This window comes from Schaalia cardiffensis, from assembly GCF_016405145.1.
GTDB lineage: Bacteria > Actinomycetota > Actinomycetes > Actinomycetales > Actinomycetaceae > Pauljensenia > Pauljensenia cardiffensis.
This window is the reverse complement of record NZ_JAEKIA010000010.1, coordinates 41,772-55,432: the sequence shown is the minus strand read 5'-3', so window position 1 is coordinate 55,432 and position 13,661 is coordinate 41,772. Positions and strand designations below refer to the sequence as shown.

The 13,661-nt window shown below is 60.7% G+C and carries 6 protein-coding genes; 1 reads left to right on the top strand and 5 read right to left on the bottom strand.

Annotated features, from left to right (window positions below; genetic code table 11):
• Positions 1–213: 213 nt before the first annotated feature.
• From tuf to rpsL, 4 genes are all read right to left on the bottom strand, one after another.
• Positions 214–1,401: an elongation factor Tu gene (tuf, locus tag JFX23_RS06945; protein ID WP_198776302.1), complete on the bottom strand. Its 1,188-nt coding sequence runs from the start codon at positions 1,399–1,401 to the stop codon at positions 214–216.
• Positions 1,402–1,557: 156 nt separating this feature from the next.
• Complete coding sequence (fusA, locus tag JFX23_RS06940; protein ID WP_198776301.1) at positions 1,558–3,681, bottom strand: elongation factor G; 2,124 nt, start codon at positions 3,679–3,681, stop codon at positions 1,558–1,560.
• Between the two features lie 93 nt (positions 3,682–3,774).
• Positions 3,775–4,245 (bottom strand): 30S ribosomal protein S7, encoded by a 471-nt coding sequence (gene rpsG / locus JFX23_RS06935; RefSeq protein ID WP_005962255.1) that lies wholly within the window; start codon positions 4,243–4,245, stop codon positions 3,775–3,777.
• The gene (rpsL, locus tag JFX23_RS06930; RefSeq protein WP_026460007.1) at positions 4,245–4,619 is read right to left on the bottom strand and encodes a 30S ribosomal protein S12; all 375 of its coding nucleotides are present in this window, start codon (positions 4,617–4,619) and stop codon (positions 4,245–4,247) included. The genes rpsG and rpsL overlap by 1 nt, the downstream gene beginning before the upstream one ends.
• Positions 4,620–6,586: 1,967 nt before the next feature.
• Here rpsL and JFX23_RS06925 point away from each other — a divergent pair.
• Positions 6,587–7,723: an endonuclease domain-containing protein gene (locus tag JFX23_RS06925; protein WP_198776300.1), complete on the top strand. Its 1,137-nt coding sequence runs from the start codon at positions 6,587–6,589 to the stop codon at positions 7,721–7,723.
• Positions 7,724–9,758: 2,035 nt separating this feature from the next.
• Here the strand turns inward: JFX23_RS06925 and JFX23_RS06920 are convergent.
• Positions 9,759–13,658: a DNA-directed RNA polymerase subunit beta' gene (locus JFX23_RS06920; RefSeq protein WP_198776318.1), complete on the bottom strand. Its 3,900-nt coding sequence runs from the start codon at positions 13,656–13,658 to the stop codon at positions 9,759–9,761.
• Positions 13,659–13,661 lie beyond the last annotated feature (3 nt).

The window sequence follows — 13,661 nt, the reverse complement described above, 5'->3', positions numbered from 1 at the left end:
ACAGACAGGAACACCCCTTCCAGCACAGCCTCGAAAGGCAGGGCGCCCTTAGCGCGGCCCGCCCTCGACCCGAAAAGACAAGCACGCCTCTACGATGCACGGACACAAAAACTGGGGGCCGCCAGCTCCTTGTCGGAGATGACGGCCCCCAGCAGGCCCTCAGGCGATCCACCGGTCCGAGCAACGCTCAGCGCATTACTCGGCCGGAGAAGATCACTTCTCGATCGCGGTCACACGACCGGAACCAACCGTGCGGCCACCCTCGCGGATCGCGAAGCCGAGGCCCGGCTCCATGGCGATCGGCTGGATGAGCTCAACGGTGATCTCGGTGGTGTCACCAGGCATGACCATGTCGGTGCCCTCGGGGAGGGTAATGACGCCGGTCACGTCCGTGGTGCGGAAGTAGAACTGCGGACGGTAGTTCGAGAAGAAGGGGTTGTGGCGCCCGCCCTCTTCCTTCTTGAGGATGTAGACCTGGCCCGTGAAGTTGGTGTGCGGGGTGATCGAGCCCGGAACGGCGACGACCTGGCCGCGCTCAACCTCATCGCGCTTGGTGCCACGCAGGAGCAGACCACAGTTCTCGCCGGCCCACGCCTCGTCCATCGACTTGTGGAACATCTCGATGCCGGTGACGGTGGTCTTCTGCGGTTCGCGGATGCCGAGGATCTCGACCTCGGAGTTGATCGGGAGCTTGCCGCGCTCGACACGACCGGTGACGACAGTGCCACGACCGGTGATCGTGAAAACGTCCTCGATCGGCATGAGGAAGGGCTTGTCCATGTCGCGCTCGGGGGTCGGGATGAACTCATCCACGGCGTCCATGAGCTCGACGATCTTCTCGACCCACTCCTCATCGCCCTCAAGGGCCTTCAGGGCGGAAACCTTGATGATCGGAGCATCGCGATCGAAGTCCTGGGACTCGAGAAGATCGCGGCACTCTTCCTCGACGAGCTCAAGCATCTCTTCGTCATCGACCATGTCGGACTTGTTCAGCGCGACGAGGATGGTCGGAACACCCACCTGGCGGGCGAGAAGAACGTGCTCACGGGTCTGAGCCATCGGGCCGTCGGTGGCGGCGACGACGAGGATCGCGCCGTCCATCTGAGCCGCACCGGTGATCATGTTCTTCACGTAGTCGGCGTGGCCGGGGGCGTCGACGTGAGCGTAGTGACGCTTCTCGGTCTGGTACTCGACGTGGGAGACGTTGATCGTGATGCCGCGCTCGCGCTCCTCGGGAGCGTTGTCGACCTGATCGAAGGGGCGGAACTCGTTGAGATCCGGGTACTTGTCATGCAGGACCTTCGTGATCGCTGCGGTGAGCGTGGTCTTGCCGTGGTCAACGTGACCAATGGTGCCGATGTTGACGTGCGGCTTGCTGCGCTCGAACTTGGCCTTCGCCACTTGTGTCCTCCTGGACTCGGGTAGTTGTTCTAGCCTTTGGCTGGTGTCACTCTAACACCCGCCAGACTTGAAACCTACAGGGTTATTAATGGTGTGAGACGGCTCGCTGGTCCCCCGTCAAACGCCCGGGGGCCCAGCGAATCGTTGTGGGAGTGATCAGTTGCCTCGCGACTTGCCGATGATCTCCTCGGCAACGGCGCGCGGAACCTCCGCGTAGGAGTCGAACTCCATCGAGTAGACGGCGCGGCCCTGAGTCTTCGAACGAAGATCACCGACGTAGCCGAACATCTCGGAGAGCGGCACCTGGGCCTTCACGACGCGAACGCCGTGCTGCTCGTCCATCGACGAAATCTGTCCACGACGAGAGTTCAGATCGCCAATGACATCGCCCATGTACTCCTCGGGAGTACGGACCTCGACAGCCATGATCGGCTCAAGAAGAACCGGATTGGCCTTCTTCGCAGCCTCCTTGAGGGCCATAGAGCCCGCGACCTTGAAGGCCATTTCAGAGGAGTCGACCTCGTGGTAGGCGCCATCGAGGAGAGTCGCCTTGATGTCGACCATGGGGTATCCGGCGAGAATACCGGACTGCATGGCGTCCTGGATGCCCGCGCTGACCGAAGGAATGTACTCGCGAGGAACGCGGCCACCAGTGACCTTGTCCTCGAACTCGTATTCCTCTTCCGAATCAGCCGGGAGGGGCTCGAGAGCGATGATGACGCGCGCGAACTGACCCGAACCACCGGTCTGCTTCTTGTGCGTGTACTCGTACTTCTCGACCGTCTTGCGGATGGTCTCACGGTAGGCGACCATCGGAGCGCCAACATTCGCCTCGACCTTGAACTCGCGACGCATACGGTCAACGATGATGTCGAGGTGAAGCTCGCCCATACCACCAATGATGGTCTGGCCGGTCTCCGGATCGAGTTCGACCGTGAAGGTCGGATCCTCTTCGGCCAGCTTCTGGATGGCGACGCCCATCTTCTCCTGATCGGCCTTCGACTTCGGTTCAACGGCGACCTGGATAACAGGCTTCGGGAAGGTCATCGACTCGAGGACGATCGGCTTGTCCATCGCGCACAGCGTGTCGCCCGTCGTCGTGTCCTTCAGGCCGATCACCGCGTAGATGTGGCCTGCATGAGCCTCATCGACCGGGTTCTCCTTGTTGGAGTGCATCTGGAAGATCTTACCGATGCGCTCCTTCTTGCCCTTCGTCGAGTTGAGGACCTGCGAGCCGGACTCGACCTTGCCCGAGTAGACGCGCACGAAGGTGAGCTTGCCGTAGAAGGGGTGCGCCGCAACCTTGAAGGCGAGAGCAGCGAAAGGCTCCTTCTCGTCGGGAAGACGAGACTCCGTGCGCTCCTCGTCATCCGAATTCGGCTTGAAGCCCTTGACGGACTCAATGTCGAGGGGAGAGGGCAGGAAGTCAACAACCGCATCGAGGACTGGCTGGACACCCATGTTACGAAGAGCGGTGCCACAGTAGACCGGGAAGGCGCGCCCGGAGATCGTCAGGAGGCGGATACCCTCCTTGATCTGCTCGACCGTCAGTTCACCATTCTCCAGGTAGGCTTCCGTGAGCTCATCAGAGCCCTCGGCAGCCGCTTCCATCATGGCTTCGCGGTACTCTTCCGCACGCTCCTGGAGTTCCTCCGGGATCGGGCCGCGCACGATGACGGAGCCGAAAGTGGGATCGCCCTTCTCGTCCTTCGCCGGGTAGCGCAGGGACTCCATGGTGACGAGGTCGATCTGGCCCTCGAAATCATTTTCAGCGCCGATCGGGATCTGCATCACGATCGGGGTTGCGTGCAGACGATCCTTGATCGTCGAAACCGAGAAGTAGAAGTCCGCGCCCATCTTGTCCATCTTGTTGATGAAGCAGATACGGGGGACCTCGTACTTGTCGGCCTGACGCCACACGGTCTCAGACTGGGGCTCAACGCCCTCCTTGCCGTCGAAGACTGCGACGGCGCCGTCGAGAACGCGAAGCGAGCGCTCGACCTCGACCGTGAAGTCCACGTGGCCGGGGGTGTCGATGACGTTGATCTGGTTGCCGTTCCAGAAGGAGGTGACAGCGGCCGAGGTGATCGTAATGCCGCGTTCCTTCTCCTGTTCCATCCAGTCGGTCGTCGAGGCGCCATCATGCGTCTCGCCGAGCTTGTAGTTGATGCCCGTGTAGAACAGGATTCGTTCCGTCACGGTCGTCTTGCCGGCATCGATGTGAGCCATGATGCCGATGTTGCGGACCTTGTTGAGATCCGTAAGCACCTCAAGTGCCACGAGTGGGTTCCTTCGCTCGGATTGATTATGGAGTGAGCGGGTTCAGATTCCATCGACGAGGGCGAGGGGCTCGTCCTCGTCAATGGGAGTGAATCACCAGCGGTAGTGAGCGAACGCGCGGTTCGACTCGGCCATCTTGTGCATGTCCTCGCGACGCTTGACAGCGGCGCCAAGACCGTTCGACGCATCGAGGATCTCGTTGGCGAGACGCTCGGTCATCGTCTTTTCGCGACGCTGACGGGAGAAGTCAACGAGCCAGCGCAAAGCGAGCGTGGTTGCGCGCGCCGGACGGACCTCGACCGGAACCTGGTAGGTCGCGCCGCCAACACGGCGGGAACGAACCTCAAGAGCCGGACGAATATTGTCAAGAGCGCGCTTGAGAACCGAAACCGGTTCCTGCTCGGTGCGCTCGCGCACGGTCTCCAGAGCGCCGTAGACGATTCGCTCGGCGACGGTCTTCTTACCGTCGAGGAGGACACGGTTGACGAGCTGGGTGACGACCTTCGAACCGTAAACCGGATCGTCAACGAGCGGACGCTTGGGAGCGGGGCCCTTACGAGGCATTACTTCTTCTCCTTCTTAGCGCCGTAGCGGGAACGAGCCTGCTTGCGGTTGCGGACGCCCTGCGTGTCGAGGGAGCCGCGCACGATGCGGTAGCGGACACCCGGGAGGTCCTTCACACGACCGCCACGAACGAGCACGATCGAGTGCTCCTGCAGGTTGTGACCCTCACCGGGGATGTAGGCCGTGACCTCGATGCCGGAGGAGAGACGAACACGCGCGACCTTACGGAGAGCCGAGTTCGGCTTCTTCGGGGTGGTGGTGTACACACGGGTGCACACGCCGCGACGCTGGGGCGAGCCCTTGAGCGCAGGGGTCTTCACCTTGCTGCGCTTAGAGCTGCGTCCCTTGCGGACGAGCTGCTGAATGGTAGGCACTGGTTCTCCAGTTTCTTTCCGTCGGCGGCCCTTTGCCTCAAGCGCAGGGCCCTTATGGTGAGTCTTCCGCGACTTCACGAATCCCCTTTCGGACGCACGACGATCCGTCAGGGGCCGGTGCGCCATGATGTCCCCACTGTGCAGACCCAAGGTCTGCGCTTCGGGCGATTCACCCTTTCAAGGTGTTCACCCGGTAGTGGCGGGGCCAGAGAATAGCGCCCGGAGCTCCGACGGACGGAGCCCGCTGTCGGAACAAGTCCGACGCGCCGGAAGAACCGGCGAAGGAGACCCGCGAATACACGGGAACCGCCAGTCAGTTTACGGGGCGGATCAACTCAGGGTCAAAGGGGCCGAAAGTGAGGTGCGGCGCATGAGGCACGCTCTTCTTTCCTCTCAGTGTGCGGCTGGGCCGGGTAGAGCTGCCACGCCTTCGCCGCTGTTTGGTCGTTTTCCCGGCGGCGTGAAGGCGGGTTCGCCGGGTTCTTCCGCCCCACCTCAGTCGTCTCTTTCCCATCGGCGTGAAGTTGGGCAACCGGGTGAACTGAGGCCTCTCGAGCCCGAAATACAATCTCGGGCACCCCGGCCTTGTGCCGAGGGCGCCGAAAACATAAGGAGGCTCGCTACACGCGCCACCCATCCCTCGTACACAGGCCTCACACAACCCTGCACATAATCTCACTCGCCCCGGCCTCGCACCGAACGCGCCGAAAACATAACGAGGGAAACCACACGCGCCACCCATCCCTCGTACACAGGCCTCACACAACCCCACACACAATCTCACTCGCCCCAACCTCGTCCCAAGGGCACCGAAAACATAAGGAGGGGCACCACAGGCGCCACCCACACCCCGAACACAGTCCTTACATAACCCCACACACAATCTCGAACACCCCTGCCTCATGCCGAGGGCACCGAAAACATCACAAGGGTCACCACAAGCACCACCCACACCCCGCACACGGGCGTCACACAACCCCACACACAATCTCACTCGCCCCAACCTCGCGCAGAGGGCACCGAAAACATGACGAGGGTAAACACCAGCGCCACCCACACCCCCGACACAACCCCACACGCAATCTCGCTCAGCCCAACCTCGTCCCAAGGGTGCCGAAAACATAACGAGGGAAACCACACGCGCCACCCACACCCCGAACACGGGCCTCACACACCCCCACACGCAATCTCACTCGCCCCAACCTCGCGCAGAGGGCACCGAAAACATAAGGAGGGGCACCACACGCGCCACCCACACCCCGAACACGGGCCTCACACACCCCCACACGCAATCTCACTCGCCCCAACCTCGCACCGAACGCGCCGAAAACATAAGCAGGGTGCACCTGAGTCCAACGATGGCAGGCGGAAAATGGCAGAGGCCGCCAGTTACGTGCCGCCTCAAGCTCGGCCAGAGTCGGCATCAAGGACCACCGCACCACCAATGCGCTCAGGTGTCATGTCAGGAGAAGCCATGTTTTCGACGGAATCCAGTGCGATGACGAAATACCGTCTCAGGCGTCACGCAAGGCGAAGCCACGTTTTCGGCTGGAGGGGCGACCTACCGCGATCCTTCCGCAATTCTTCGAAGCAACGCCGTTCAGAAAGAGCCCCACATCTACGAGTTCAAGGGCCCAAGCATTCGTGCGCACGCCGAATGCTCACTGTGGAGTCAACTTCTAGTCTTGTCGACCGCATGCCTCTCAGGCGTGCCCACTCCGAAGCGACAACTACGGCCGCGCGGTGAAACGACAAGGAACGCTGTGCAATACAGCCTCAAAAGAGTAGAACTCAAGCGAAAGCGCCCCACTTTTCAACAGACTTATCCACAGCGAAGAGCCGCATCTTCACTGACGGGCCCTGCACAAGGAGACTCGATGACCAAGGGAGGAGGTGATTTTGCCTCCTTTAACTCCGGTCGATCGTGTTCCCACACCAAGAGGGGGACTACCAAGCGAGGATGTGGAATGAACACGGAATTCGTCAACCAGGTTCACAAGGCGCTCATCATCACGACCAGAAAACGGCGCATGCCACTCAGTGAGCGCGACACCGTGAAGATTCATCGGGGAGTCCATCTCCCATCGACTTTCCTCCACGACCTGAAAACACCATGGGAGCAACGGCGAGCCATTTCAATCGCCCGGACACTCGCCGTGCTGCATCGAAGGCAGCATGCCCAACCAGTCGCAAGAAGCGCCGCCTTGCTTTGCGGATATGACATCTTTGACACCAACCCGAGTATCCATATCCATATTCCTCAAGTCGAATGCAAAAGCACAACGGATTCAGCGCTCCCCGCAGTCACCCTTGACGGCGTCCCCGTCCTCGGGGAGGCGCGCTGCCACGTGCATCTGCACGAAGCCACCTTGTCTGCGCAGGATACGGACTTCTCGTCCAGAGTTCTCACGCCGAGCCCCTCATCCTCTGCTCTGTCGCCTAACCGTGCCTCACCACAAGCACTGTCGCCCTCAGCTGAAGAAGTGCTCGACATCATCATTCAGTGGACGCTCATCGACCCGGGTGAAGAAGCCTTCGTCTTCACCTGCCAAGCGTTAAGGATGCTCACGCCCTCTTCCACTCGGCGTCTGAGCGGATGGGAGCAGCAGGAGGCTTCAATTCGTCGTCATCTCCTGAGCAAGCTACTCACGCTACCTTCGGGCACTCGCAACCTTCGCCGAGCAGAATGGATCATCCGCCATGCAAGCGCAGGCTGCGAATCAATCGGGGAAGCCCGCCTTCTGTGGATTCTGCGATCGCGTGGCCTTGCAGGAATCGTCTCTCAATTCGAGGTCGAGGACTCGTTTGTCCACTACTTCATTGATCTTGCAATACCGCACTTGAAGATCGCCCTTGAGTTCGATGGACGTTTGAAGTACGGCAACAATTCCGAAGAGCAGCTCAATGTCCTCCGAGAGCAGATTCAAAGGCAGAAGCAACTCGAAGTTCGTGGATGGTACGTCATCCGTTTCAGCTGGGCAGACTTGTTTAAACCAGAATCAATCATTCAACAGATAGAAGAAGCAGCCTGCCACTTCAGAGGAAAGCTGAAGTACTCCGCGAAGTACCCCGTTCGAGGCGGAGTTGATAGGAGGAGTAGGTAAAGAGTAGGCCAAGGGGCCCGCACACTACTCCAAAGGCGCAGCTGACCAGGTGAGTGCGCAGTGACGTGGCGATAAGGCACCCGAGCGTCGAGGCACGAGGCCATCCTTCTCCAACATGTGCTTTCGGTCTCCTCCCCTTCACTCAAATCTGCCGAAAACGTAAGGAGGGTCGCCACACGCGACACCCATCCCCCGTACACAGTCCTCCCACAACCCTGCACGCCATCTCACTCGCCCCGACCTCGTCCCAAGGGTGCCGAAAACATAACGAGGGGCACCACAAGCACCACCTATCCCCCGTACACAGTCCTTATATAACCCCACACGCAATCTCACTCGCCCCGACCTCGTGCCGAGGGGTCCGAACACATCACGAGGGTAAACACCAGCCCCACACACAGTCCTCCCACAACCCCACACACAATCTCGAACACTCCGACCTCATGCCGAGGGCACCGAAAACATAACGAAGGGAAACACCAACCCCGCACACAGGCCTTAGATAACCCCACGCATAATCTCAGACACCCCGACCTCATGCCGAGGGCACCGAAAACATAACGAAGGGAAACACCAACCCCGCACACAGGCCTTAGATAACCCCACGCATAATCTCAGACACCCCGACCTCGTGCCGAGGGCGCCGAAAACATAACGAGGGGCACCACAGGCGCCACCCATCCCCCACACACGGGCCTTACATAACCCTGCACATAATTTCGAACACCCCTGCTTCATGCCGAGGGCGCCAAAAACATAACGAGGGCAAACACCAGCGCCACCCACACCCCGAACACAGGCCTCACAGAACCCCATACACAATCTCGAGCACCCCAACCTCGTGCCGAGGGCGCCGAACACATAACGAGGGGCTAAAGGCACCATCGGGTAGACGGACTAAAGGCACCATCGGGTAGACGAGCTAAAGGCACCATCGGGATAGCCACAGGCGGCACGATTCGCATCACCACTCCGCATATCAGCATGAGGGGAGGCGAGTTCGAACTCAGTAGTAGCCCCTGCCGTCTGCCGTCTGCCGGAAAGGATTCCGGAGGAGTCGCCCCTTCTTTTTCGTGTTCACACGACGACGCAATGGGCCCCTGGTTGGCTACAGAACGTAGTGCGTAGCCGGAGAATGCGGGGCACTAGCATCGCGGAACACAGCTTCAACGAGCACACGACCACGGTTCCACACGAGCACACGACCACGGTTTCGCACGAACACAGCCTCCGACCAACACAACCTCGGGCGAACAGGGCTTCGGATGAGCGCGGCCTCATACGAGCGCGGTTTCACGCGGCGCAGTTTCGCACGAACACGAGCATAATCACAGTTCCACACGAGCACACGACCACGGTTTCGCACGAACACACCACCACAGCCTCACACGAGCAGGCATTCGAAGCTAAGGATCAAGAAGAGCAGATTGATTGTTTCAGGTGTGCTCAAAACCGCGGCTCGTACGATGAGTACGTCCCCTAAACGACTGCCCAAAAGACTGCCCGTTCTAGGGAGCGCCCTGCTTAAGAAACTCTTTCACGCCACAGGGCGCCTCGGCAAAGATACGCGTCCAACAAAACTGCCTGCTTCAGCGAGCGTCCTTCACAAAAGTGAGTGCCTACTCGGAAAAGTCCCCCGTTCAAGAAGAGCACCCCGCTCGGAAAAGCCCCCTCCTCAAGAAGGGCATTGTGCTTAGAAGAGTCCCCCATTGAAGAAGAGCACCCCCTCGGAATAGCAGCCCGCTCAGAGAAGTCCCCCACTCGAAAGAGTCCCCCACTCGAAAGAAGAGCTCCCCCAAGAGAATGCCCCAATCAAAGACAACGCAAGGGGTGGGCCCGGTGATTGAAGAATCACCGGGCCCACCCACGTTCAACAGGCTCGTAGCCGTTTCAACAGCTCTGGGGAGCAACAAACCCGACGGGAGCACAACGCCCCACGGGAGCCAAAAGCTCGACGGAAGGGAATTGCTTTAAGAAGCGAATCGCCTCAATGAGCCGCCAAGCTCCCCAGAACCACGAGCCACCTCAGAGTCGCTCACTCCTGGAAGGTCATACCGAAGTCGATCGAACCAAGAGCGTTGAGGAAATCATCCGAAACGGTGCCATCCTGGAAATCCATCTCCGAGTAATTCGAATTGGCCAGAGCCTCCGCAGTCGGCTCAACGTTCACGCGGTTGTAGCGCGACAAGCCGGTACCGGCCGGAATGAGCTTACCGAGGATGACGTTCTCCTTCAGACCCACCAAAGCATCAGACTTGCCATTCATCGCAGCCTCAGTCAAGACCTTCGTCGTCTCCTGGAAGGACGCAGCCGAAAGCCACGAATCCGTCGCAAGCGACGCCTTCGTGATACCCATGAGCATCTGACGACCCGAGGCCGGCTGACCGCCCTCGGCGGCAACCTTACGGTTCTGAGCAAGATACGCCATGCGGTCGACGAGCTCACCAGGCATGAAGGTCGTATCCCCCGGCTCAAGGATCGTCACGCGGCGAAGCATCTGCCGCACGATCACCTCGATGTGCTTGGAGTGAATACCCACACCCTGATCTCGGTAGACCTTCTGGACCTCGTCAACGAGCTGCTTCTGGGCCACGGTGCGGCCCATGATGCGCACAACCTCCTTCGGGTCAAGCTGACCCTCGGTGAGCTGCTGACCCGCTTCAACATGCTCGTCCTCGACGATCAAGAGCTTTTGACGACGCGACACTTCAATCACATCATCTTCCTTGGCGTCATCACGAGTGACGACGATCCTGCGCACGGAGGCGTCCTCGTCGTCAATGTGCACACGGCCCGCGGCCTCGGCCATCTTCGCCTCAGCCTTCGGGGTACGTGCCTCGAAGAGCTCCTGGACGCGGGGAAGACCCTGCGTGATATCGGAAGCCGAAGCTGCACCGCCCGTGTGGAAGGTACGCATCGTGAGCTGAGTACCGGGCTCGCCGATCGACTGGGCGGCGATGATGCCGACGGCCTCGCCGATATCGACCTGCTTACCGGTCGCAAGGGAGCGTCCGTAGCAGGCAGCGCAGGTGCCGACCGCGGACTCACAGGTCAGGACAGAACGGCACACGACCTGCTCAACACCGGCCTTCACCAGCATCGCCAGCTCATCATCACCCAGGTCCGAACCCGCAGTCATGATGACCTCGCCCGCCTCGTTCACGGCGTCACGAGCGAGGTTCCGCGCGTAAGCGGTCGTGTCAACGGTCTCGAGCGCCTCCCACTCACCGGCCTCGTTCTTGCGCGCGATCGTGATCTTCACGCCCTGGCGAGTTGCGCAATCGGCCTCGCGAACAATGACATCCTGAGAGACGTCAACGAGTCGACGCGTCAGGTAGCCGGACTCGGCGGTACGCAGAGCCGTATCCGCTAGGCCCTTACGGGCGCCGTGAGTCGCGATGAAGTACTCGAGGACGGTCAGGCCCTCGCGGTAGTTCGCCTTGATCGGACGCTCAATGAGCTTCTGCTTCGGGTCGGACACGAGGCCGCGCATACCGGCGATCTGCTGGACCTGCGACCAGTTACCACGAGCACCCGAGTTCACCATGCGGTACACGGTGTTGCGCTCGTCGAAGTTGGTGCGCATATCCTCCGCGACCTTCTCCGTGCACTCGAGCCACAGCTTCACGAGTTCTTCGTAGCGGTTGTCCTCGGTGATGATGCCCGTCTCGTACTGATCCTGGATCGCAGCCGCACGAGCCTCGTAATCAGCGAGGATCGACTCCTTGCGCGGCGAAGCCTGAATGTCGGAGAAGGCAATCGTAATGCCCGACCAGGTCGACCAGTGGAAACCGGAGGACTTGAGGGCATCGAGGCACTCGGCCACGAGGACGTTCGGGTAACGCTGGGTCAGGTTGTTGACGATCTGGCCGAGCTGCTTCTTGCCGACCACTTCGTTGACATAGGGGTAGTCGACGGGGAGCTGCTCGTTGAAGATCGCGCGGCCCAGGGTCGTCTCCAGGAGAACATCGTCGCCCGGCTCCCAACCCTCCGGGGCCTGCCAGTCGAGCGGGGGCACGATTCCCTCGAAACGGATGAGCGCCTTCGCGTTCAGATCCAGGTCGCCATTGTCGAAAGCCATCTGGGCTTCGGCGGCGGAGGAGAACGCGGGCAGGATTTCCTTGCCCTCGGCGTCCTTTTCGACCTCGACCGCCGGATCAGGATCCGAGGTGAGGTGGAAGAGGCCAATAATCATGTCCTGCGACGGCATCGCCACGGGGCGGCCATCGGAGGGCTTGAGAATGTTGTTCGTCGAGAGCATGAGGATGCGCGCCTCAGCCTGCGCCTCAGCGCCGAGCGGCAGGTGAACAGCCATCTGGTCGCCATCGAAGTCGGCGTTGAACGCGCCGCAGGCGAGCGGGTGGAGCTGAATCGCTTTGCCTTCAATGAGCTGCGGCTCGAAGGCCTGGATACCGAGGCGGTGAAGCGTGGGCGCACGGTTGAGAAGAACCGGGTGCTCACGGATCACATCGTCGAGGACGTCCCACACCTCGGGGCGCTGACGCTCGACCTTGCGCTTCGCGGCCTTGACGTTCTGCGCGTAGTTCTTCTCGACGAGGCGCTTCATGACGAAGGGCTTGAACAGCTCGAGCGCCATCTGCTTGGGCAGGCCGCACTGGTGGAGCTTGAGCTGGGGGCCGACGACGATGACGCTACGGCCCGAGTAGTCGACGCGCTTACCGAGGAGGTTTTGACGGAAACGTCCCTGCTTGCCCTTGAGCATGTCCGAAATGGACTTGAGGGGACGGTTACCGGGGCCCGCGACCGGGCGGCCTCGCCGACCATTGTCGAAGAGGGCGTCCACGGACTCCTGGAGCATGCGCTTCTCGTTGTTCACAATGATCTCGGGCGCACCCAGCTCGAGCAGGCGCTTGAGGCGGGTGTTCCTGTTGATCACGCGACGGTACAAGTCGTTGAGATCCGAGGTCGCGAAGCGGCCACCGTCCAGCTGAACCATGGGGCGCAGATCCGGCGGGATCACGGGGATCTTCGTCAGAACCATTGAGGCCGGGGAATTACCGGTCACGATGAAGGCGTTGATGACCTTCAGGCGCTTAATGGCGCGAGCCTTCCTCGGGCCCGAATCCGAAGCGATCGTCTGGCGCAGCTTGTCAAGCTCGGCCTGCAGGTCGAAGGTCTCGAGGCGCTTCTGGATCGCAGCAGCGCCCATATCGCCCTTGAAGTAGGTGCCGTAGCGGGCGAGCATCGCACGGTAGAGACGCTCGTCGCCGATGAGGGCACCGACTTTCAGGTTCTTGAAGTTCTCCCACACGACCTCGAGGCCCTCAATGTCGCCGTCGAAGCGCTTGCGGATGCGAGCCATCTCCTTGTCGACATTCTTGCGCAGCTTCTCACGCTCAGCCGCGGAAGCACCATCGGCTTCGAGGGCGGCCAGGTCGGCCTCCGCTTTCTCCGCATAATCGTTGATCGCGGAGTCGCGTTGGTTCTCCATCTGCTTCTTTTGGACTTCGAGCTCTTGACGAAGATCAGCAAGATCCTCATCGCGGCCCTTCTCGTCGATCTCCGTGACCATGTACGCGGCGAAGTAGATGACCTTTTCCAGGTCCTTCGGAGCGAGGTCGAGGACGTAGCCGAGGCGCGAGGGCACGCCCTTGAAGTACCAGATGTGCGTAACGGGCGCGGCCAGGTCAATGTGCCCCATGCGTTCGCGGCGCACCTTGGAGCGGGTGACCTCAACTCCGCACTTTTCACACACGATGCCCTTGTAACGGACACGCTTGTATTTTCCGCACGCGCACTCCCAGTCGCGCGTGGGACCGAAGATCTGTTCACCGAACAGGCCGTCGCGCTCGGGCTTGAGCGTGCGGTAGTTGATGGTCTCCGGCTTCTTCACCTCACCGTAGGACCACGTCGCGATGTCCTCGCTCGTGGCCAGGGTGATCTTCAGACTGTCGAAGGTCTTGGCATCCAGCAAAGT